Origin of the sequence: Polaribacter marinus, from assembly GCF_022662535.1 — a bacterium.
Classification (GTDB): domain Bacteria; phylum Bacteroidota; class Bacteroidia; order Flavobacteriales; family Flavobacteriaceae; genus Polaribacter; species Polaribacter marinus.
On the sequence record NZ_JAKQYM010000001.1, the window covers coordinates 571969 to 595151 of the forward strand.

Consider the following 23183-nt stretch of genomic DNA (forward strand, 5'->3'; position numbering starts at 1 on the left):
TTAAACTGTTGTAAAGTGATAAGTTAATATCTCCAGATGTACCTGTTTTACTATTGAAAGCTTGTTTTACTTTTGTGCCTTCATTTGTCCAATAGTTTCCATTCCAAGTATAATGATTTTGAATAAATGTATAAATACTTTTAGCTCTTTCTAAATCATTTTCTATCTGTAAAATATTTTCTGGAAGCTTATTTTTAAAGAAACTCTTTTTAGAGGTTTGATTATTAAAAAAAATACTTCGTAATTTTTTTCATGGTATTATAATCTAATAATTTTTTGAACTTTACTTTTATTTAGATAGTTTTTAATAATAGTTTTAGCAATTTCTTTATTTTCTATTGGAGTTAAAACAGATTTTAGAATTTCTAATTTGTTTTCTTGTAAAGCTAAATTGGTATACCCATAACCGATAACGTTATTTTCTTCAATTAGAATTATAGCATTTTCTTCTATTTCTCTTCCTTTTTCTATGATTATAAAATCATCGGAATTAAAATTTTGAGTAGTGATTTTTCTCTTTTTTGTAATATTATATTTAGGAGATAATTTTTCTAACTCTAAATAGTATTTTAATGTTGTAAATAATTCATTTCCAGTTTTATCAAAACTTATAGAAAATGCTCTTTCTTGAATTTTTAAAGCGCGACTTGTAGTTTTTAAAAGTAATTTAGTAACTTCACTTTTTATGTCTTTTCCTTTTCCTATATAAATTATTTTCCCCTTTTTATCATGTATATAAAATACACCTAAAATAGAAGGGGTAGATTCTATTAGTTTTTTGCTTTTTTCTTTTTCTTTTCTTCCATCAAAATATTTTATAGAGTTTTTTATGATAGATTTATTGGTGTCTTTTTCTAAAAGTAGTTTAAATAATTGTACTGTTGCCAATGCATCTCCGTTAGCTCTGTGACGGTCCGTGATAGGTATTCCAAGAGATTTTGTTAGTTTACCTAAGCTGTAAGAAGGTTGATCTAAAATTAATTGTTGACTTAATTCTACAGTGCATAATGTATTTCTATCAAAATCAAAACCAAGTCTCCTATATTCTGTTCGTAAAATCCTATAGTCAAAAGAAGTGTTATGTGCTACAAGAATGCAATCTTTTGTAATTTCTACAATTCTTTTTGCAACTTCATAAAATTTAGGGGCATTACGTAACATTTTGTTGTTAATTCCGGTTAGTTTAACAACAAACTCTTGTATTTCTTTTTCAGGATTTACAAGGCTAATAAATTGGTCTACAATAGCATGTCCGTCAAATTTATAGATAGCAATTTCAGTAATTCCTTCTTCGTTAAATTTTCCTCCTGTAGTTTCAATATCTAAAATTGCGTACAAATTCGTTTTCTTTAGAGCGAAATTTAAGTATTATAATTTCTATTACCAAATATAGAGCTACCAACTCTAACCATATTACTACCATTTTCTATAGCAAGTTGATAATCGCCACTCATTCCCATTGATAAGGTTTTGAGTGATGGGTGATTAACTTTAAGTGTGTCGAAGAAGTTTTTTAGTGATAAAAATTCTCCTTTTAATTGTTGTTGATTATCTGTAAATGTTGCCATTCCCATAAAACCAACAATATTGATGTTCTTTAATTCTAATAATTCTTCTGAAGCTAAAATCGAAGAAATTTCATCAAAAGTAAGTCCAAATTTGGTTTCTTCTTCAGCAATTCTTGCTTGTAATAAACAGCGGATAACCCTATCGTGTTTCTTGGCTTGCTTGTTTATTTCTTTTAAGGTTTTAAAACTATCAACCCCATGAATTAAATCTACAAAATGAGCCATATATTTTACCTTATTTCTTTGTAAATGACCTATCATATGCCATTGAATATCTTTTGGCAAAACATCGTATTTTTCTACCATTTCTTGGATTTTGTTTTCTCCAAAAATACGTTGCCCTTCATCGTAAGCTTCTTGTAGGTCTGAAATAGGTTTTGTTTTAGAAACGGCAACTAAAGTTACATTTTCGGGTAAATTAGATTTTATATGTTGTAAGTTTTTGGCAATCATATTAGAATTCATAAATAGTTAAAGCACTTCTTAATTTAGGTTCTATATAGGTGGTTTTAGGGGGCATCAATAAATCTGCATCTACAATTTCTTTCAATTCAGAAATTGTGGTAGCTAACATCCCAAATGAAACTTTAAAATCTCCTGTATCTACTTTAGTTTTCAATTCTAGGCTATCGGTTTTATTTTGTGAATAAACAATTTTAGATGCATTTCTAATGTCTTCTATACCTAATATGGGTTTTAAAACTGTTGTATATAAAATTTGTGCATCTAATTTACTTAAAACGTTTGTAAAATTATAGGTTGATTTCCGTAAGTATAAAGCATAAAACTCACCATTTAAATACATACTAAAATGATGCTTTTCTTTAGGTTTATACAATTCTTGACCACGATTTTCAATTCTAAAAAAAGTATCTAATTCTATTAAAAATTCATGCGGAGTTAAGCCGTTTAAATCTTTGATAAAACGATTAAATTCATAAATACTTAATTCACTTTCTGGAAGTAAATAACTCATAAAAAAGTTATAATCTTCTTTGCCAGTATGATTTGGGTTTTCTTTTGCTAAATTCTGAGCTAATAAACAAGAAGATGTAGATCTATGATGTCCATCTGCAATATATAATGTATCAATTTCTTTAAAAGCATCTATAATTTGTTTGATGTCATTTTCATCATTAACAATCCAAAGATAATGAGACTCTTTGTCTGTTGTAGAAAACTCGTATTCTGCTCTTTGTTGCTGGTATTTTTTTATAATAGAAGCAATTACATCATTATCTGGATAGGTTAACAGTACAGGTTCAGCATTAAAACCTGTATTTTTTAAATAATTTTCAAATAACAATTCTCTTTCTTTTAAAGTTCCTTCGTGCTTTTTGATTACGTTATTATTATAATCTTCAACAGAAGTGGCAGAGATTATACCGCAAAAAGAATTGGTTGGTGTTATTTTTTGGTAAATATAAAAAGCAGGAGATTGATCTTGTGTAAAGATTTCGTTCTCTTTAAATTCTAAATAACGGTTGTGTACCAATTTAAAACGCAGTTCCCCACTAAGATCTTGTTTATGATATTTATACCCAGGATTTATAACATGTAAGAATGTATACGGATTAAAAGCTAATTTTGAGTTTAGCATTTCTGGAGTATAAATTTCGTATGATTTAGAGGAAACCATTGCGACCTTATCTCTTGTAGCTCTAACAGCTTTAAAAGGTTTTACAATTGCCATTAATTAGCTTAATAATTCTATAATTTGTTTGGCTAATTCTACACCAATTCTATCTTGTGCTTCTTTTGTTGCGCCACCAATGTGTGGTGTTAAAGAAATTTCTGGATTCATTAACAATTGTACTGCTGGAGTTGGTTCTGTTTCAAAAACATCTAAACCAGCAAATTGTACTTTACCACTTTCTATAGCTTTTACTAAATCTACTTCATTTAAAATTCCGCCACGGGCAGTATTTACAATCCCAACACCATCTTTCATTTTTTCAATTTCATCTTTGGTGATGATGTAATCTTCTTGTGCAGGAATATGGAGTGTAATAAAATCAGCTTCTTTTAATAATTCATCTTGGGGAATTGTATTAATATTAAATGTGATTTTTTGACCGTTAAAAAAATCAATAGATATAGGAGCGCTTTCAATCATAATATCGGTAGCAATAACATTCATTCCTAAGCCTAAACCAATTTTTGCAACTTCTTGACCTATTTTTCCAAAACCAATAATACCAAGAGTTTTTCCTCTTAATTCAATTCCTGTACCGTAGGCTTTTTTTAATTCTTTAAAACGTGAGTCTCCTTCTAAAGGCATTTCTCTATTAGAAGAATGTAAGAAACGTACCATTCCAAATAAATGTGAAAAAACTAATTCTGCTACAGAAGTAGAAGACGCTTCTGGAGTATTGATTACATGTAAACCGTTGTCTTTAGCATATTCTACATCAATATTGTCCATGCCAACTCCTCCTCGCCCTATTAATTTTATACTCGGACAAGCATCTATAAGCTCTTGTCTTACTTGTGTTGCACTTCTAACCAAAATTACATCAATATTATTTTCGTTGATATAATTTTCTAGTTGATTTTGTGCAACCTTTGTGTTAATTACTTCAAAACCTTTTTTTTCTAAAGCGTCAATTCCGCTTTGTGAAATTCCATCGTTTGCTAATATTTTCATTTTATGCTTTTCTTTCTAATTCTTGCATTACATCCACTAAAGCTTGTACACTAAATAGGGGCAATGCGTTATACATACTTGCTCTATAACCGCCAACACTTCTGTGACCATTTAAACCGTTAATTTGTGCTTCTTTCCACATAGTATCAAAAGTTTCTGTTAAAGAATGGTCAACTAAATTAAAAGTTGCGTTCATATGACTTCTGTCTTCTTTTGCAGCATATCCTTTAAATAGAGGATTTCTATCAATTTCATTGTATAGTAAAGTTGCTTTTTGATTATTTACTTTTTCAATAAAAGGAATTCCTCCTAGTTCTTTTAACCACTCTAATGTTAACATAGAAACATATATCGGAAAAACAGCAGGCGTATTAAACATACTGTCTTTATCTATATGTACTTTATAGTCTAACATTGACGGTATTGCTCGGTTTACTTTTCCTAAAATTTCCTCTTTAATAATTACTAAAGTTGTTCCTGCGGGTCCCATATTTTTCTGTGCACCTGCATAAATTAAATCGAATTTAGAAAAATCTAACTGACGAGAAAAAATATCAGAACTCATGTCGCAAACGTTTACTCCATTAAATTCAGGAAAGTTTTTTATTTGTGTACCAAAAATAGTGTTATTACTTGTGCAATGAAAATAATCTACATCCGTAGGGATTTTATATCCCTTAGGAATGTAATTGAAGTTTTTATCTTTAGAAGATGCCACTTCTACAATTTCTCCAAATAATTTTGCTTCTTTTATAGCTTTATCAGACCAAGTTCCGGTATTTAAATATGCTGCTTTTTTGTTTAATAAATTATAAGCAGTCATTAAAAATTGAGTACTTGCTCCACCATGTAAAAAAAGGGCTTTATAGCCTTTGTTTTCTAACCCTAATAATTCTAAAGCTAAACTTCTTGCATTTTCCATAACATCAACAAAAGGTTTACTTCTGTGAGAAATTTCAATTAAAGATAAATTATCATTATTAAAATTAACAATAGCTTCAGAGGCTTTTTGTAGTACAGATTCGGGTAAAATACAAGGACCAGCACTAAAGTTATGTTTTTTCATTTTTTATTTTGTTGTATTATTAGTTAAATTGAAGATAAAAATTCGAGTGTATTTACTCCATCTGCATAATCCCAAAGTTGTGGATTTTGAGTTTCACCAAAAGCAATTTCATTTTCTATAAAACCTTTAGAAACGACACATTGAATTTTATCTCTGTCTTCATATAACTTAATTTTTAAATCATCTAAGTTGTCGTAATATTCATAAAAAATAGTTGCAATAGGTGATGCATAACTTTCATCTTCTTTAATCATTAAAAATCCATTTTCTAATAAATCAAATTCACTCATCAAATATACCGCTTTATTATAATCGTAATTATTGGCATATTTTGCATTGTTAATAAGATCTTTTTTAACATACATTCCGTTAAAGAAGTTATTAAAATCATATCCTTTCGGAACGTATAATTTTGAAACAGACCTACATCCTAATCCAAAATATTGAAAAACATCATCAGATAATTTTTGCAAGTCTTCTTCTGTTTCATTCCCTGTAATAACAGCAACAGAATTTCTGCTTTTTCTAATAATATTGGGTTTGTTTTTAAAGTAATATTCAAAATAACGTGCAGTATTATTACTTCCGGTTGCTATAACAGCATCAAAATTAGTAAGTTTTTCTTCTGTAAATGTGATGTTTCCTTTAAAACTTTCTTCAGCATATTCTAAATATTTGGCTAAAAAGGGTAATAAACTTTTATCGTTAGATGATTGTTTTACCAACACAGAATGTCCTGTAATTAAGACAGATATAAAGTCATGAAAACCCACTAAAGGAATATTGCCAGCCATAATAATAGCAACTTTTTTAGGTTTGGTTATAGAGATGTTTTCTTTGGTAATCCAAGTGTTTAAGTTGTTTTTTGTTAATGTTTTAGACCAACTCTCTAAGGCAAATAAAAGGTTATCTCTGGTAAACCAAGAATTATTTTCTTGAGCAATTTTTAGTTGATGCTTAAATCCATCAAAAAATAACTCATTATGATCTATGTTGTCTTTTTTTTCTAGTTTATCGTTTGAAAATTGACTTAAAAAATCACCTAATTTTACAAAAGCGTTAATTCTATTTTGAATACTATCCATTTATTTTGGTTGTCTATAATTTTGGCTTTATTTTTGCAATTGCAAAGGTACAAAAACAGAAAAGAAAATTATGGCAATTATAATAACAGATGAATGTATAAATTGTGGGGCTTGCGAACCAGAATGTCCAAATACAGCAATTTACGAAGGAGCAGATGATTGGAAATATTCTGATGGAACAGATTTAACAGGAAATATTGTATTACCAAATGGTAAATCGGCAAATGCAGATGAAGATCAAGAACCTGTTTCGGATGAAGTTTATTTTATTGTAGCAGATAAATGTACAGAATGTAAAGGTTTTCATGATGAACCACAATGTGCCGCAGTTTGTCCTGTAGATTGTTGTGTTCCAGATGATGAGCATGTTGAAACAGAAGAAGAGTTACTAGAGAAACAACGTTTTATGCATAATGATTAGTTATGTGTCTTAAATTTTGATATTCATAAAAACCTCGAAGAAATTCGAGGTTTTTATGAATTATAGACTTTATACATTATTTTTATTAAATTAACTTCATTAAGAAATGTATGTTTTTTTATAAAACGATACAGTATATTTGCATTCTTAAAACTTAAGAAAGTATATTAATTAAAGTTAAAGACTTTCTTTTTTACGCAAAATATATTTACATGAAAGCCGGAATTGTAGGATTACCAAACGTAGGGAAATCAACTTTATTTAACTGTTTATCTAATGCAAAAGCGCAAAGTGCCAACTTTCCTTTTTGTACTATTGAACCGAATTTAGGAGTTGTAAATGTGCCCGATTCACGTTTAAAAAAGTTAGAAGAATTAGTTGTCCCAGAAAGAGTTCAAACTGCAACTGTAGAAATTGTAGATATTGCTGGCTTAGTCAAAGGAGCTAGTAAAGGTGAAGGATTAGGAAATCAGTTTTTAGCAAATATTAGAGAAACAGATGCCATTTTACATGTAGTACGTTGTTTTGATAATGATAATATTATTCATGTAGATAATTCTATAGACCCAGTTAGAGATAAAGAAACGATCGATTTTGAATTGCAATTGAAAGACTTAGAAACTGTTCAAAAACGTTTAGAGCGTGTAAAAAGAACCGCTAAAACGGGGAATAAAGAAGCACAAGCAGAACTGGTTGTTTTATTAAAAATTGAAGAAACTTTATTAAAAGGGATTTCTGTAAGAACTTTAGATTTTTCTGAGAAAGAAATGGAGTTTGTACAACCTTTGCAATTTATTACAGCAAAACCAGTACTGTATGTTTGTAATGTTGATGAAGGCTCTGCTGTTTCTGGAAATGCTTATGTAGATAAAATTAAAGAAGCTGTAAAAGATGAAAATGCTGAAGTAATTGTTTTAGCTGTGGGTACAGAAGCAGATATTACAGAATTAGACGATTACGAAGAAAGACAAATGTTTTTGGCAGATATCGGTTTAGAAGAAGCTGGTGTTGCTAGATTAGTTCGTTCAGCTTATAAATTGTTAAATTTACAGACCTATTTTACAGCGGGTGTAAAAGAAGTAAGAGCTTGGACAATTCCTATTGGTTCTACTGCACCACAAGCTGCAGGTGTAATTCATACAGATTTTGAAAAAGGTTTTATTAGAGCAGAAACTATTGCTTACGAAGATTTTGTAGCTTATGGTTCTGAAGCGAAAGTAAAAGAAGCTGGTAAAATGAGAGTAGAAGGTAAGGAGTACATTGTAAAAGATGGAGATATTATGCATTTTAGGTTTAATGTTTAATAGCTTGTAATCAATCTTTGGTACACAGCTAGTGTATTTTATATAAAAAAAATAACTATGAAAAATTTTTTATTCTTAATCATCTCCATTTTTTTTATGATTTCTTGTAGTAGCGTTAAAACTACACAAGAAGCTATCAGTAATGGAAATTATGATAAAGCTATTAATTTAGCTGTTGATAATTTAAAAAGCAACAAAGTAAAGAAAGGAAATCAACCATACGTACTTATGTTAGAAGAAGCTTATGCAAAAGCAACTTCTAAAGATTTAGACAGAATTAATTTTTTAAAAAAAGAGAGCAACCCAGAAAATATAGAAACTATTTTTGTCTTGTATGAAAATTTAAAAAATAGACAAGAAGTTATAAAACCACTACTCCCTCTATCAATTCTTAAAGAAGGTAGAGATGCTAAGTTTCAATTTAATAATTATGATGATGAAATCATAGCAACAAAAAATCAATTGTCAGATTATTTATATGCAAAAGCAAAAAAGTTATTTAATGCTGATAATAAGCTTGATTATAGAAATGCTTATGAAGATTTAGAATATTTAGAAAGAATAAATCCTAATTTTAAAGACACTCGTAGTTTAATGGATGTTGCACATGAAAGAGGATTGGATTTTGTGTTTGTTTCTATGAAAAATGAAACAGATAAAGTGGTTCCAAAAAGATTAGAAGAAGATTTATTAAATTTTGATACTTACGGTTTAAATGATTTATGGACCGTATATCATGGAAGAAAAGATCCTAATATAAATTATGATTTTGGGTTAGAATTAAACCTTAGAAATATTCAAGTTTCTCCTGAACAAGTAAGAGAGAAGGAAATTATAAAGGAAAAACAGGTAAAAGATGGTTATAAATATCTTTTAGATGATAATGGAAATCAAGTTCTTGATAAAAATGGAAAAAAAATTAAAGTAGATAAGTTTGTAAATGCACGTTGTCAATTATATCAATTTACACAATACAAAACGGCAAAAGTTGTTGGACAAGTAATGTACATAGATTTCAATACAAATCAGCTAATACAAACATATCCTATAGAAACTGAATTTTCTTTTCAGCATGTTTACGCAAATTATAAAGGCGATAAAAGAGCTTTAGAAAAATCTTTTTTAGATTTAACAACACAACGTGTTGTTTCTTTTCCAAGTAATGAACAAATGATTTATGATACAGGAGAAGATCTAAAACAACGATTAAAAAATATTATTACTCGAAATAAATTTAGAAATTAAAACAAAAAAATCCCAATGAATATTCATTGGGAATTTTTTTGTAGATTTTATTTCTGTATATAGTTTTTTGGAACCGAAAAGTGTTCTCTAAAATTTTCAATAAATTGTATATTGGTAATTTTTGCACTTCCAATTTTATTAGACATTCCTTGCTCTATGTTCCATTCATAAAATTCCCAATTGCTAGCAAAAGGAACACCACTAACTTCTTTATAATTTAAATATTTAATTGCGTGAGGATCTGCTTCAGCGGCTTCTGTACTTTTATTAACAGTAACAATATAAGCAGCATGGTCTAAAAGGTTATTTTCTTTGTTAGCATACACAATATACCAATCATCTGGTGCGTCACCGATATTCTCTCCAAAGCTTAATTTTGCAGTATCAAAAGGGTTATTTGTTTCTTTTGTTTTAAAATTATCATTCCACTTTGTACCATTATCACTTAATTTATAAGGAAAAAGGAAAAAATAATTCCACGTATAGGCATGAAAACGAACTCCAGCGTTGTCTTTTAAACTTGGAGAAACAAAAATAGTTTCTTTGTTTACAAAAATTTCATCACCATTTTTATAAGTTATTTTTGCTATATCTGATGTGGTAGAAATGCTCACTTTTGCATTGAAAACTTCATTTCCTCCAAATTCAATATTAGCCTCAAATTGTATAGCTTGGTGTTTTAAAAAACTTGCTTTTTTATGAGCTATTTCAATTTTATTTGAAAATGTTTTTTCTTTTTTTACTTCTTTAATTTGCTTTTCTGCTGCAGGTTTATTCTGACAACTTATTATAAGCATTAAACTTATAAACAGGGTAGTAATTGATTTTTTCATCTAAGGTTTTATATTGTTAATATAAGGTTTAATTATAAGTAATCGTTTATTTTTTGTAATCCTTACATATTTTTTGTTTTAGTTAGAAAACTAGTTAATTTCCTTTTATTCTTAACCACAATTCTGATAACAATTTTTGACCGTCTTGTTTGTTTTTGGGTTCTTCAATAAAAAAAGGAGTTCCATTGTCATCGACATCAATTTTATATTTAAAAACGAAATTGGTAGCATTTGGTTTTATACTTAGTGCACCAAAACGTAGATCATTAAAATATAAATTATTTTTTTCTTTATTGATGATGTACCAACCTTTAGAAATGGCAATCATTCGTTTCATTTTTGGGTGATTTATTAAATCTCCTAAAAGATGATGGTTCTTAGGGTAACGAGAGAAATTTATTGAATTTTGATCAAAAAAGGAAGCATGTCCAATTAAAAAAGCATTGTCTGTTTCTACATTTGCAGTCCATAAAATAGTATTTAATGGTGTTGGTTTTGTTTCTATTTCTATGTATTGAATATTTTGAGCAGCCAATTCTTTGGTATAAGTTTGATAAGAAATCCATTTTAATATAAGAGTAAATATTAAGTAAGAACTGCTAATAATCAATCCACAATTATTATAAAAACGTCTTTTTTTAGAGGTCTTTTTTTGACGCATTGCTAAAATTAAAAACACTAAAAAAGGAAGAGTGTAAAGTGGATCTATAACAAAAATATTTTTAAAAGCGAGTCTTATATCTAAAGGCCAAAACAGTTGCGTTCCCCAAGTTGTTTGTGCATCTAAAAGAGGATGTGTTATAAAAGCCCAAAAGAAAAGCCAAGACCAATCTTTTTTGTTTTTATAGGCTTCGAATTGGCTAACAATAAAAGCAGCAATAGGAGCAAAAAGAGCTGAGAAAAATATTGAATGTGTAAAGCCTCTGTGTATTTCTAATGCTGTAACTTTATCTGCAAAGAAAGAAGAAATAATATCTAAATCAGGAATTGTACCTGCAATGGCACCATAAAGCATTGCTTTGTTACCAATTTTTCTTCCTAAAACAGCTTCTCCAACTGCAGCTCCTAAAACTATTTGAGTTAATGAATCCAATTGATAATTAATTTATGTTGTAATCAAAAAAAATAGATCCTATAATTTTTATAGAATCTGTTTTTTTCTTGTTTTATCCTTTATAAAAAGGCAATTTTACGACCGTAGCCGGAATTGCTTTTTTACGAATTTGTATGTGTATTTGTGTTCCCGATTTAGAAAATAATCTAGGTACATATCCCATTCCAATTCCTTTTCCTAAACTAGGACTCATTGTTCCAGAAGTTACGTTTCCAATTATGTTTCCATTACCATCAACAATATCATAATCATGTCTTGGTATTCCTCTTTCATTTAATTCAAAAGCCACTAAACGTCTTTCTGGTTTATGTTCTTTTTCTTTTGCTAAAGCTTCATGATTTACAAAGTCTTTGGTAAATTTTGTAATCCATCCTAAACCAGCTTCAATTGGTGAAGTAGTGTCATCTATATCATTTCCATACAAACAATACCCCATTTCTAAACGCAAAGTATCTCTTGCTGCCAAACCAATTGGTTTGATACCATAATCAGCACCTGCTTCAAAAACTTTTGTCCAGATTTGTTCAACTTCAGAATTCTTGCAGTAAATTTCAAATCCACCAGAACCTGTATATCCTGTAGCAGAGATAATTACATTTTCAATTCCTGCAAAATCACCAATTTTAAACTTATAAAATTCAATTTCAGTTAAATCTAAAGAAGACAAAGATTGCATTGCTTCAACAGCTTTTGGTCCTTGTATTGCTAGTAAAGAATAATCTTCAGATAAATCTTTTAAATCAGCTTTAAATTCTTTATTATATGTAGAAATCCAATTCCAATCTTTTTCAATATTAGAAGCATTTACGACTAATAAGTATGTATTTTCTTTGATTCTGTAGCATATTAAATCATCTACAATTCCGTTGTCTTCATTAGGAAAACAGCTATATTGTGCGTCACCAATTTCTAATTTAGAAGCATCGTTAGATGTTACTTTTTGTATTAATGCTAAGGCATTTTCTCCTTCAACCAAAAATTCACCCATATGGCTTACATCAAAAACACCTACAGATTCTCTTACTGTTAAATGTTCTGCTGTAACACCTTCATATTGAACAGGCATATTATAACCTGCAAAAGGGACCATTTTTGCTCCAAGATTTTCGTGAATTGAATGTAATGCAATATTTTTCATGTATTAATATCTTAAAATTTTTGCTAAATTATTGAAAAATCAGGAATAAATGATTGCTAATAATTGTTAATATTTTTGAAATGAAAAAAATAATAGCATTACATTTGATACTATTATAATTTTTTTAAAATAAAAATGAGTACAGAACAACCCAATAATCCGTTACACGGAATAAAATTAGCAACCATGTTAGAGGAACTTTATAAAGAGTATGGTTGGGAAGAGTTAGGATATTCTTTAAATATCAATGCTTTTAAAAATAACCCAACTTATAAATCTTCTCTAAAATTTTTAAGAACGACACCTTGGGCAAGAGAAAAAGTAGAGCAATTCTATTTAAAAAATATGTTATGAGAGAAGCTCTTAGTTTAGTTGCTGTTTTATTGAGCCTTATTAGTTGTACTACAAAAACGAATCATCAGACAATTTATAAAACAGATTCTTTAGTTATAGAGCAAATTACACCTCATATTTTTAAACATGTTTCTTATTTACAGACCGATGATTTTGGTTATGTTCCTTGTAATGGAATGATTTATATAACAGACAATAAAGCTTTGGTTTTTGATAGTCCAACAACTGATGAGGTTTCTAAAGAGTTGATAAAATGGATTAAAACCTCTAAACAGTCTGTGATAAATGGCATAATTGTAAATCATTTTCATGACGATTGTTTAGGAGGGTTAAAAGAATTTCATAAACAGAATATAGCTTCTTATGCAAACAATCGCACTATAAATTTAGCTAGAAAAGATAGTATTACTGTTCCTTTATATGGATTTGATAAACGATTAGATTTGATGCTTGGTTCTAATAAAGTGATTACTCAGTTTTTAGGAGAAGGGCATACAAAAGACAATATAGTTAGTTATGTAGAAAGTGAAAACACACTTTTTGGAGGATGTCTGATTAAATCTTTAAAAGCTAAAAAGGGATATCTAGGAAATGCAAATATTTCTGAATGGTCTAGTACGGTTACTAAAGTAAAGGAAACATTTCCGAAAATAAAAAATATCATTCCTGGGCATGGAAAAGTTGGCGATGCTGAATTACTAGATTATACCATTCAATTATTTAAACAATAATAGAATTACTGCTATTTTCATTTCGTATTTGTTTAATGGTCAAAGTACTTCCATCATGACTCCATCCAGGTGCTGCAAATGCATACATGAATTTATGATACCAGTTTTTAGATTTTTTCATATCATTCCAAATATCTTTATATTCATGTGTTAAAATAACCAAAGGATTGTAAGAGTTTGGTGCATGAGTAACACCGTATTTAATATCAATATTTTCATCTAGCTCTTTCCAAGTTCCAAATATTTTGTCAAAAACATTTAGAAATCCCCCATGATTTTTATCCATATATTCTAAATTTTGAGCATGATGCACTTGGTGCATGGTATGTGTGTTAAATATTTTATCAAAGAAACCTAATTTACCAATATAAACGGTGTGCAATTGAAATTGCCATAAGGCTTCAATTCCTAAGCAAACTACTAACATTTCTGGAGGGAAACCAATGGCGGTAATCCACATATAAAAAAAAGGTTTGTAAAAAATAGTAAACCATCCATTTCTTACTGCAGTTCCTAAATTAAAATTATCTGAAGAATGATGTACAATATGCGCTGCCCAAAGAAAACGAATATTATGGTTTTGTCTGTGGAACCAATAATAACTAAAATCGTCTAATAATTGACAGATTAACCAAATGTACCAAGCGTATCCAAAAGATTCATATCCCATGATATTGGTACGAATTCCATCAACAATTGGATTGAAAATTTCATAAACAAAATTAAATAGTACAATGGCAGCAATCGTTTTTGTTAAAGGAGCCAAAATAGCAGAACCAATACCCATTGTAAGGCTCGCAGCTAAATCTTTCCATTTATATAGTTTTTTATTTTCTTCTTTTTTATGATGTTTGCTATAGGTAAGTTCTACTAAAATTAGTCCTAAAAAACAAGGAACACCATACACTAGTGGGTTTGTGAAATCCATTTATTACTTTAATCTTTAATCTTTAATTTTTATAAATGTAAGGCAATAATAGTAAAGAGGCTAATTTGAAGTTATAATATTAAGAACTAACTCTTTGGTTAAAGGTTTACCGTTGGCAATTTTTTTGATGTTATCAAACGTAAAAACGAAATCACAACCTGTTTTATAATTAGAACAACCATAGGCAGTTTTTCCTTTTAAAACGGTTCCTTTTTTACATTTGGGGCAAATTATTTTATCAGATTTTTTTTCAGAGGAGTCTCTGTTGTGCGGAGTCGAAATGCTCGAAGTGACAGCTTGTTTTTTCGGCTCTAATTTTAATTGAAACTCATCATCAAATCTAATTAAGCCTTCTACTTTGCCAGTTTCTGTTATAAAACCTTTTAGGTTGGTAGTACAACCTTTATCAATCAATCGGATCAATTGGTTTTCGGAAACTTTCTTTCCATAGATTTCAAAAGGAATTTTTAAATCGCAATTGTTTTTATATTCAGAACAACCATAAGCAGAAGATCCTTTTAAGATGATTCCTTTTTTACATTTCGGACAGGTTTTACCTACAACTTGTTTTTTCTTACGTGCTGAACTTGTTTCAGTATCTTTTTTAGCTTTTGATGAGTTCTCAACAAGAGTAGTATTGGAAGAAATTCGTTTTTTAGAAGTATTAGAACGGACTTCATAAACCAATTCATCTACCATTTTTTTCATGTTATTGATAAATGTTCCTGCATTGAATTCTCCTCGTTCAATTTCTTTTAAACGTTTTTCCCATCGTCCGGTTAATTCGGCAGATTTTAAAAGTTCATTATCAATAATATTAATTAAATCGATTCCTGTTTGGGTTGGTAAAACCAATTTTTTCTTACGCTCAATATATTTTCTACGGAATAAAGTTTCTATAATACTTGCTCTTGTAGAAGGTCTTCCAATTCCGTTTTCCTTCATTAATTCGCGCATTTCATCATCATCTACCTGTTTTCCGGCAGTTTCCATGGCGCGTAATAAACTTGCTTCTGTATAATTTCTTGGTGGTTTTGTTTCTTTTTCTAAAAATGAAGGTTCATGAGCTCCTTTTTCTCCTTTCACAAAAGAAGGTAAAGTTAGTTTCTCATTCATTTCTTTTTTAATCTTGCTTTCTTCTGTTTCAAAAGCAACGCGCCATCCTTTAGTTAAAATTTCTTTACCCGTAGTTTTAAAAGGAACATCTGCTGCTTTACCAATAACAGAAGTATTAGAAACATCAGAATCTGGATAAAAAGCACCAATAAATCTACGGGTAATAATATCATACACTTGTTGCTGATTGTATTGTAAATTTCCTTGAATTCCAGTAGGAATAATTGCGTGGTGATCGGTTACTTTTTTATCATCAAAAACACGTTTTGATTTCTTTATTTTCTGACCTAAAAGCGGTTGTGTCAATTCGCTATAATTGGTTAATTTAGATAAAATTCCTACCACTTTTGGATACACGTCATTGGGTAGAAAAGTAGTATCAACTCTAGGATAAGTAACTACCTTCATCTCATATAACTTCTGCACCATTTTTAGTGTTTCATCCGCAGAAAATCCAAATTTATTATTACAATATACTTGTAAACCCGTTAAATCAAATAATTTAGGAGCATATTCTTTTCCTTTCTTTTTGGTGACAGAAACAATTTCAAAATCAGATTCTTTTACTTTATTCGCTAAAACTTGTCCGTCTTCTTGTTTTAAAAAACGTCCGTCTTCGTAATTAAAAAGTGTATTTCTATAAGTGGTTTGTAATTCCCAATAAGGTTGCGGCTTAAAATTTTCAATTTCAAAATAACGATTTACCAACATCGCTAGGGTAGGAGTTTGTACTCTACCAACGGATAATACTTGTTTATATCCTCCAAACTTTACCGTATACAAACGCGTTGCGTTTAAACCTAAAAGCCAATCACCAATGGCTCTAGAATAGCCTGCATAATATAAGTTATCGTATTGTTCTGCGGGTTTTAAATTATTAAAGCCTTCTTTAATGGCTTCTTCTGTTAAGGATGAAATCCATAAACGTTGTACTTCGCCTTTATAACCACATTGATTAATTACCCAACGTTGAATCAATTCTCCTTCTGTTCCCGCATCCCCACAATTAATGATTACGTCTGCTTTTTCGAATAAAGATTTAACAATATTAAATTGTTTTTTAATTCCTGCATCGCCCGTAACTTTGGTGTCAAAACGTTCTGGAAGCATGGGTAAATTGTTCAAATCCCAACTTTTCCAATGTGGTTTGTAATCTTTAGGTTCTAAAAGTGTACATAAATGTCCGAAAGTATAGGTTACTGCATATCCATTGCCTTCGTAGTAACCATCACGTTTTGTGTTGGCTCCTAGAATATTAGCAATTTCTCTTGCAACACTTGGTTTCTCGGCAATACAGACTTTCATTGATTCTTTTTACGAGGTCGAATTTAAGAAAATATTTATAAAATTTTATAAATCCTTCAGTAACTTATTTAAAATTTGAATAGTATTTTAAATCTTTAATATTTCTATTTTTTTTACTATGAAATTTTACAAATAAATGTTTTAAATATAATGAATAGTTGATAAAAGTAGTTATTTATTGATGTTTAGTCTTATTTTTTGTATTATTGTTATCAATAATATAAAAAAACAACAAGGTGAAAAAACTATTATATTTTTTAGGAATTTTGATAACAGGCCTTGTAATTCTGTTTTTTGTTTTAAAAAGTGAACCAACTCCATCTTATAACCCTGAAAGAAATTATATAGAAGGAAAAGAAAATGAAATCCTTTCTAAATTCTTATTAGCTAAAGACAGTACAGTTATAGAATTAGCAGATGGTCATTTTACATTGTCACAATCTTTAATATTAGATGGGGTAAGTCATGTAACAATTAAAGGAAAGGGAATACATAAAACAGTCTTAAATTTTGAAGGGCAAACAAAAGGAGCAGAAGGTATTAGAATTACAAATAGTAAATCAATAACCATTCAAGATTTAACTGTTGAAAATGCTAAGGGAGATAATATAAAAGTGATGGATACCGATGGAATTACTTTTAGAAATGTAGAATGTTCATGGACGGGTAAAGTAAGTGAAGATAATGGGGCGTATGCTTTTTATCCTGTTCTATGCAATAATGTTATCATAGATCAATGTAGGTCTATTGGTTCTTCAGATGCAGGGATTTATGTAGGTCAGTCTAATAATGTTACTATAAGTAATAATGAAGTCTTTTATAATGTTGCTGGTATTGAAAGTGAAAATTCTAAAAATGTTAAAATATTTGGTAATAAATCTTATGAAAATACAGGTGGAATTTTAGTGTTTGATTTGCCAGGATTGACTCAAAATGGTTCGAATGTAGAAGTTTATAATAACGAAATTTATCAAAATAATACTAAAAACTTTGCGGCAAAAGGTTCTATTGTTGGGCAAGTACCTAGCGGAACAGGAAGTTTGATTTTAGGAACTGAAAAAGTATATATTCATGACAATATTTTTAAAGATAATAAAACAGTGTCTATTGCTATTGCTAGTTATGTGTTGATATATGAAATGGGAAAGCGTAATGCATCTTCTTTAGAAACAGAATCTGATGATGTTGTTGGTTCAACTAGAGGGATTAATGATAAATATTTATCAGATAAAAATTACAATCCATATCCAAGAAAAATAAAAATTGGAAAAAATGCGTATGCAGATTCTCATATTTTCCCAACAATTAACAATGATTTTGGTAGAATTTTATTGTTTAAGAAACCCTTTCAAACGATAGACGTACTTTGGGATGGAGTAAAAGATCCAAAAGAAGGTGATGCTATTTGTTTTGAAAACGAAAATGTTTCTTTTTTTAGTTTGGATGTGTTAAATGATTTTAAAAATACTACGAGCGATGTTTCGAAATTTATGTGTAAGTAGTTTTTTACTTTCTACTTTATTGATAATAAGTTGTCAAACTAAAAATAGTTCAACTAAAATTGATGAATATGTAAGTGTTTCTGGACTTTTAACTTCTAAAGATACCTTAGTGAGTTATGATGATATTGGATTAAAAAAACTTTCTGATTATGGTTTTTTCAAACAACCAATAAATCAATTAATTCCAGCAACAAAACAAATTATTCCTTACGAATTAAACTCGCCTTTATTTACGGATTATGCCTCTAAAAAGCGTTTTATTTCTTTTCCGGAAGGAACATCAGCGGCCTATAAAACGGATGAAACAGCCTTAGATTTCCCAAAGGGAACTGTAATTATTAAAAATTTTTATTATAAAAATAGTGATTTAAAAACCATCAATTCTGATGTTATTATAGAAACACGTCTATTGATAAAAGATAAAGAATCAAATGAATGGAAAACATTACCTTATATATGGAATGAAGCACAAACGGAAGCCTATTTGTATATTTTAGGGAAGGATATTGATATGGTTATAGAAAAACCAAATCAAAATGAAAAACAAATAGCATTTAAATATACCGTACCCAATATTAACATGTGTAAAAATTGTCATGTTAAAAATCAACGATTAGTTCCATTAGGTCCAACACCAAGACAGTTAAATAGAAATAATCTGTTTGATTCAATTACGCAAAATCAATTAGGGTATTTAAAAAATTATGAGATGTTAAAAGGGATAAGTTCTTTAACAGCAATTTCTAAATTACCAAATTATTTAGACACCAATTCTGGGTCGTTAAATGAAAGAGCAAGAGCGTATTTAGATGTTAATTGTGCACATTGTCATCAAGCAGGTGGTTCTGCTAAAACATCAGGTTTACACTTAATGTATCAAGAAAAAGATAATTATAAAATTGGTATCAATAAATCACCAGTGGCAGCAGGGAAAGGATCTGGAAATTTATCTTATGATATTGTTATAGGTAAACCCTCTCAATCTATTTTGTTGTATAGGATGAAACATTTAGAACCTGATATTGTAATGCCAGAAATTGGTAAAAATTTGTTGCACAAAGAAGGTATTGATTTAATTAAAAATTGGATTTCTTCTTTAGAAACGATTCCTAATAAATTATAAGCTTAATCCATATGAATTTGAAGATTATTTTTTACTTCACCAAAGCTAACTGAATTCGTTTTCTCACTACATCCACTTCTAATACTTTTACAGTAATTTGTTGCTGTAAACTCACAATAGCGTTTATATCTTTTACAAAAGTATCTGATAAATTAGAAACGTGAATTAAACCACTTTCTTTGATACCAATATCGACAAAACATCCAAAATTAGTAATATTATTTACAATTCCGGGCAAGATTTGTCCTGTTCTTAAATCAGCAATTGTTTTAATATTCTGATCAAAAGAAAACAGTTTTGCTTTTCCTCTTGGATCAATTCCTGGTTTTTCTAATTCCTTGACAATGTCTTCTAAAGTGGGTAAACCAACCGTTTCTGTAATATAACTTTTTAAATTTATTTTTTGAATCAACTCTTTATTTCCAATAAGTTCTGACACTTTTTTGTGATTGTCTTTTGCCATTTTATCTACCAAAGCATAACTTTCGGGATGCACTCCAGAATCATCTAATAGATTCTTTCCATTCTTAATTCTTAAAAAACCAGCGGCTTGTTCGTAGGCTTTTCCGCCCAAACGAGGAACTTTTTTAATTTCATTTCTCGATGAGAAAGAGCCGTTTTCGTTTCTGTAATTCACAATATTTTTTGTCAATTTTGGTCCAATTCCAGAAACATAACTCAATAAAGATTCACTTGCGGTATTAATATTTACACCAATAGTGTTAACACAGCTTTCTACTGTGGTATCTAATGATTTTTTTAGTTTTGTTTGATCTACATCGTGCTGATATTGGCCAACACCAATCGATTTAGCATCAATCTTTACCAATTCTGCCAAAGGATCTTGTAGTCTACGTCCAATAGAAACCGAACCACGAACCGTAACATCGTAATTAGGAAATTCATCTCGGGCAATTTTAGAAGCAGAATAAATAGAAGCACCAGCTTCACTAACAACAAATACCTCAATGTTATTTTTAAACTGAATTTTCTTTAGCAATTGCTCAGTCTCTCTAGATGCTGTTCCATTTCCAATGGCAATGGCTTCAATTTTATAGGCTTCTGCCAAAGAACTTATTTTTTTGATAGCTTCTATGGTTTGATTTTGTGGGGCATGCGGAAAAATAGTTTCGTTATGTTCTAAACCTCCTTGTGCATTCAAACATACAATTTTACAACCCGATCTAAAACCAGGGTCAATAGCTAAAACTCTCTTTTCGCCTAAAGGAGCGCCTAAAAGTAATTGTTTTAAGTTTTTAGAAAATACGGTAATTGCTTCTTCATCTGCTTTTTCTTTGGCAAGTGATAGCCTTTCGTTAGACAAAGAAGGAAATAACAAACGTTTAAAAGCGTCTTTAATGGCAAGTTCTATTTGAGGTGTGCATTCGTTTTGAGTTCTAATGATTCTTTCTTCCATTTTTTGAAGCATTCTTTCATTATCAATTTCTATTTTAACACGAATAAAACCTTCACTTTCTGCTCTTAAAATGGCTAAAAATCGATGAGAAGGAATTCTGCTTAAAGATTCACTCCAATCAAAATAATCTTTAAATTTTTGTGCTTTTTCATCATCTTTTTTAGTTTTTACCACTTTTGATGAAATCGTAGCATGTCTTTCTAGTTCTCTTCTAATATTTCCACGAATATCTGTACGCTCATTAATCCATTCTGCAATGATAAATCTTGCTCCTTCTAAAGCTTCTTCAATAGTTTCAACTTCGTTGGATGTGTATTTAGAGGCTGTATGTTCTAAATCGTTTACACGCTGACTCATCATCATTTTTGCCAAGGGTTCTAAACCTTGTAAACGTGCAGTTTCTGCTTTGGTTTTACGCTTTTTCTTAAAAGGTAAATACAAATCTTCTAAAGTAATTAAGTCTCTAGAAGTAGTTACTTTTTGCTCTAATTCTGATGTTAAAACATTTTGTTCTACTAAAGCTTTTAGAATGGCTTTTTTTCGTTTTTCTAAAGTTTCAAAAATTTCTTTAAACTTAACAATTTCTCCTATTTCTACTTCATCTAAATTACCAGTCATTTCCTTTCTATATCTAGATATAAAAGGAATTGTAGCATCTTCATTTAACAATGAAATAGTGTTTTCTACAGATTTAGAAGAAAGTTGTGTTTGCTGAACTATATATTGAAGTATTTGCATTTTTTTATTTGAATTTTATCAGAAAAAAAAACCTCATAAAAATGAATTTATGAGGTTGTAAATATAATTGTTATTTCGTTTATTTCTTATTTTACAAGTTCATCATTTTTATAAATAACACCACTAATTTCTTTTGATTTGGTTTGATACATAACTGCTTGCCCATTTTTTTTACTTGTAATATACATGGCAGCAATCTCCAGAAGGCCTCCTTCTTTCATAGGTAATTTCGAGAATTTAAAATAAGGGTTGGTCAAGTCTTTTGGTACTGCAAAATAATCTGATTCTCCATACTGAATATTTAAATACTCTCCTTCTACCATAGCATTTTTTTCAAATTTACCAATCACTAATACATTTTGGGCTTTAATTAAGAATATACCGTTTCCATTATCGCAATCTCCAGATATACAGTCTTTACCGCTGTTAAAATTTTCTGAGGTTACTTTAAGGAATTCTCTACTCAACTCCTTTCCTTTTTCATAGGTTACCACAATTCTATCAATACTACCTTGTTTATCAGCATTTATAAAATGTACACCGTTTTTTATACCATTAATAAAATTTCCTGCTGAAATATTTCCTTTTTGATAATACACGGTATAACCATTCATTTTACCATTTGTAAATTGGCTATAGTACATGCCTTCATTATTGCTATACATTCCAATACCATTATATTTGGCATCTTTAAAATATCCATGATAAATTTCATTGGTTGTTTTTATATAGTGATGGCCAAAGCCATTTTTGCAGTTTCCACCCTCACAAATTCCATTTTGCGAGTAAATTAAAGATTGAAAAAATAAGAATAGAATTAATAAGAGTGAAGCTTTTTTCATAAGATTGATATTAAAATATTAGTTTTCAAAATTATGAGAGATTTATACTTTTATCAATACGACAAATGACGTATTTTTAAGAAATTATTTTCTCAAAAGCCAATCTTTTTGCGCCATAATCTGTGTAAATGATTCCACAATATTGATATCCTAATTTTTTGATTAAAGACTGCATTCCAAGATTGTCTTCATGTGTATCAATCTTTAAGCTTTTTATGTTTTTATTTTTTAATTGTTGATGAAAAGCATCAAAAAGAAAAGTTGCTAAGCCTAATTTTCTGAACTCTTTTTTAATGGCCATTCTATGTATTACTCCGTAAACTTTATGTTCATCAACCAACCAGTTCCCATCAATAAATAGGTAAGTGGGTTCTGGGTTTGTAGTAAACATAGATGTTGCCATTACTTGATTTTTATCATTAACAACAACATAACTTTCTCCATTTTGAACATCTTGTTCTATTTGTGCTGCATTTGGATAGCCATTTTGCCATTGATCAATATTTAATGAGGCCAAAAGATGTTTTGCATCATTTATAATTTCCATTATGGCAGGAATATTTTTAGTTGTAGAAAGTTGAATTTTCATGAATGGGTATTGGACATAATAGTTAAAAAGTAATTATAAATTGAAAAATAGAAAAAAATAATAAATTTTCTGCAAGTTTTTTTTAATAAAAACATCTATATAATATACAACCGAAAT

General features: G+C 29.3%; 21 protein-coding genes. 7 read left to right on the forward strand and 14 right to left on the reverse strand.

Annotated features, from left to right (window positions below):
* Positions 1-258: 258 nt before the first annotated feature.
* Genes MC378_RS02620 through MC378_RS02645 form a run of 6 tightly spaced genes read right to left on the reverse strand, consistent with a single transcriptional unit; the run spans position 259 to position 6366 of the window.
* A complete protein-coding gene (locus MC378_RS02620; RefSeq protein WP_242177160.1) occupies positions 259-1338 on the reverse strand; it encodes an exonuclease domain-containing protein in 1080 nt (359 codons plus the stop codon).
* Between the two features lie 23 nt (positions 1339-1361).
* Complete coding sequence (locus MC378_RS02625) at positions 1362-2033, reverse strand: YggS family pyridoxal phosphate-dependent enzyme (RefSeq protein ID WP_242177161.1); 672 nt, start codon at positions 2031-2033, stop codon at positions 1362-1364.
* The gene (locus MC378_RS02630; protein ID WP_242177162.1) at positions 2023-3261 is read right to left on the reverse strand and encodes a DUF1015 domain-containing protein; all 1239 of its coding nucleotides are present in this window, start codon (positions 3259-3261) and stop codon (positions 2023-2025) included. Before MC378_RS02630 ends, MC378_RS02625 begins: the two co-directional genes overlap by 11 nt.
* A gap of 3 nt (positions 3262-3264) precedes the next feature.
* Positions 3265-4215: a D-2-hydroxyacid dehydrogenase gene (locus MC378_RS02635; RefSeq protein WP_242177163.1), complete on the reverse strand. Its 951-nt coding sequence runs from the start codon at positions 4213-4215 to the stop codon at positions 3265-3267.
* 1 nt (position 4216) lies between these two features.
* Positions 4217-5281, reverse strand: a complete 1065-nt coding sequence (serC, locus tag MC378_RS02640) for a 3-phosphoserine/phosphohydroxythreonine transaminase (protein ID WP_242177164.1) — start codon at positions 5279-5281, stop codon at positions 4217-4219.
* Positions 5282-5304: 23 nt separating this feature from the next.
* On the reverse strand, positions 5305-6366 hold the full coding sequence (locus MC378_RS02645; protein WP_242177165.1) for an acyl-CoA reductase: 1062 nt from the start codon (positions 6364-6366) through the stop codon (positions 5305-5307).
* Between the two features lie 70 nt (positions 6367-6436).
* Between MC378_RS02645 and MC378_RS02650 the strand changes: the two genes are divergently transcribed.
* The 3 genes from MC378_RS02650 (at position 6437) to MC378_RS02660 (ending at position 9336) form a co-directional block, all read left to right on the forward strand.
* Entirely contained in the window at positions 6437-6787 is a 351-nt protein-coding gene (locus MC378_RS02650) for a 4Fe-4S binding protein (protein WP_242177166.1), read from the forward strand.
* A gap of 212 nt (positions 6788-6999) precedes the next feature.
* Positions 7000-8091 (forward strand): redox-regulated ATPase YchF, encoded by a 1092-nt coding sequence (ychF, locus tag MC378_RS02655; protein WP_242177167.1) that lies wholly within the window; start codon positions 7000-7002, stop codon positions 8089-8091.
* 57 nt (positions 8092-8148) lie between these two features.
* Entirely contained in the window at positions 8149-9336 is a 1188-nt protein-coding gene (locus MC378_RS02660; protein WP_242177168.1) for a hypothetical protein, read from the forward strand.
* A 47-nt stretch (positions 9337-9383) separates the two neighbouring features.
* Here MC378_RS02660 and MC378_RS02665 read toward each other — a convergent pair whose 3' ends face one another.
* The 3 genes from MC378_RS02665 to gcvT all read right to left on the reverse strand — a co-directional run bounded on the left by MC378_RS02665 (position 9384) and on the right by gcvT (position 12421).
* Positions 9384-10169 carry a hypothetical protein gene (locus MC378_RS02665; RefSeq protein WP_242177169.1) on the reverse strand — a complete coding sequence of 262 codons (786 nt, stop codon included), beginning with the start codon at positions 10167-10169 and terminating at the stop codon, positions 9384-9386.
* Between the two features lie 94 nt (positions 10170-10263).
* Entirely contained in the window at positions 10264-11262 is a 999-nt protein-coding gene (locus tag MC378_RS02670; RefSeq protein WP_242177170.1) for a metal-dependent hydrolase, read from the reverse strand.
* Between the two features lie 73 nt (positions 11263-11335).
* Positions 11336-12421: a glycine cleavage system aminomethyltransferase GcvT gene (gene gcvT, locus MC378_RS02675; protein WP_242177171.1), complete on the reverse strand. Its 1086-nt coding sequence runs from the start codon at positions 12419-12421 to the stop codon at positions 11336-11338.
* A 135-nt stretch (positions 12422-12556) separates the two neighbouring features.
* Between gcvT and MC378_RS02680 the strand changes: the two genes are divergently transcribed.
* Both MC378_RS02680 and bla read left to right on the forward strand, forming a co-directional pair.
* Positions 12557-12775 carry a VF530 family protein gene (locus tag MC378_RS02680; protein WP_242177172.1) on the forward strand — a complete coding sequence of 73 codons (219 nt, stop codon included), beginning with the start codon at positions 12557-12559 and terminating at the stop codon, positions 12773-12775.
* The gene (gene bla, locus MC378_RS02685) at positions 12772-13506 is read left to right on the forward strand and encodes a subclass B1 metallo-beta-lactamase (protein ID WP_242177173.1); all 735 of its coding nucleotides are present in this window, start codon (positions 12772-12774) and stop codon (positions 13504-13506) included. Before MC378_RS02680 ends, bla begins: the two co-directional genes overlap by 4 nt.
* Here the strand turns inward: bla and MC378_RS02690 are convergent.
* Together MC378_RS02690 and MC378_RS02695 are read right to left on the reverse strand one after the other, a co-directional pair.
* A complete protein-coding gene (locus tag MC378_RS02690; RefSeq protein WP_242177174.1) occupies positions 13496-14434 on the reverse strand; it encodes a sterol desaturase family protein in 939 nt (312 codons plus the stop codon). The genes bla and MC378_RS02690 overlap by 11 nt on opposite strands.
* 60 nt (positions 14435-14494) lie before the next feature.
* Entirely contained in the window at positions 14495-16855 is a 2361-nt protein-coding gene (locus MC378_RS02695) for a type IA DNA topoisomerase (protein ID WP_242177175.1), read from the reverse strand.
* Positions 16856-17091: 236 nt separating this feature from the next.
* Here MC378_RS02695 and MC378_RS02700 point away from each other — a divergent pair, with 236 nt between their 5' ends.
* On the forward strand, positions 17092-18357 hold the full coding sequence (locus tag MC378_RS02700) for a parallel beta-helix domain-containing protein (RefSeq protein ID WP_242177176.1): 1266 nt from the start codon (positions 17092-17094) through the stop codon (positions 18355-18357).
* The gene (locus MC378_RS02705; protein ID WP_242177177.1) at positions 18332-19480 is read left to right on the forward strand and encodes an SO2930 family diheme c-type cytochrome; all 1149 of its coding nucleotides are present in this window, start codon (positions 18332-18334) and stop codon (positions 19478-19480) included. The genes MC378_RS02700 and MC378_RS02705 overlap by 26 nt, the downstream gene beginning before the upstream one ends.
* A 31-nt stretch (positions 19481-19511) precedes the next feature.
* Here the strand turns inward: MC378_RS02705 and MC378_RS02710 are convergent, their stop codons facing one another.
* The 3 genes from MC378_RS02710 to MC378_RS02720 form a co-directional block, all read right to left on the reverse strand.
* The gene (locus tag MC378_RS02710; RefSeq protein ID WP_242177178.1) at positions 19512-21635 is read right to left on the reverse strand and encodes a Tex family protein; all 2124 of its coding nucleotides are present in this window, start codon (positions 21633-21635) and stop codon (positions 19512-19514) included.
* An 86-nt stretch (positions 21636-21721) separates the two neighbouring features.
* Positions 21722-22477 carry an MORN repeat-containing protein gene (locus MC378_RS02715; protein ID WP_242177179.1) on the reverse strand — a complete coding sequence of 252 codons (756 nt, stop codon included), beginning with the start codon at positions 22475-22477 and terminating at the stop codon, positions 21722-21724.
* A 76-nt stretch (positions 22478-22553) separates the two neighbouring features.
* Positions 22554-23066 (reverse strand): GNAT family N-acetyltransferase, encoded by a 513-nt coding sequence (locus MC378_RS02720; protein WP_242177180.1) that lies wholly within the window; start codon positions 23064-23066, stop codon positions 22554-22556.
* Positions 23067-23183: the final 117 nt, after the last annotated feature.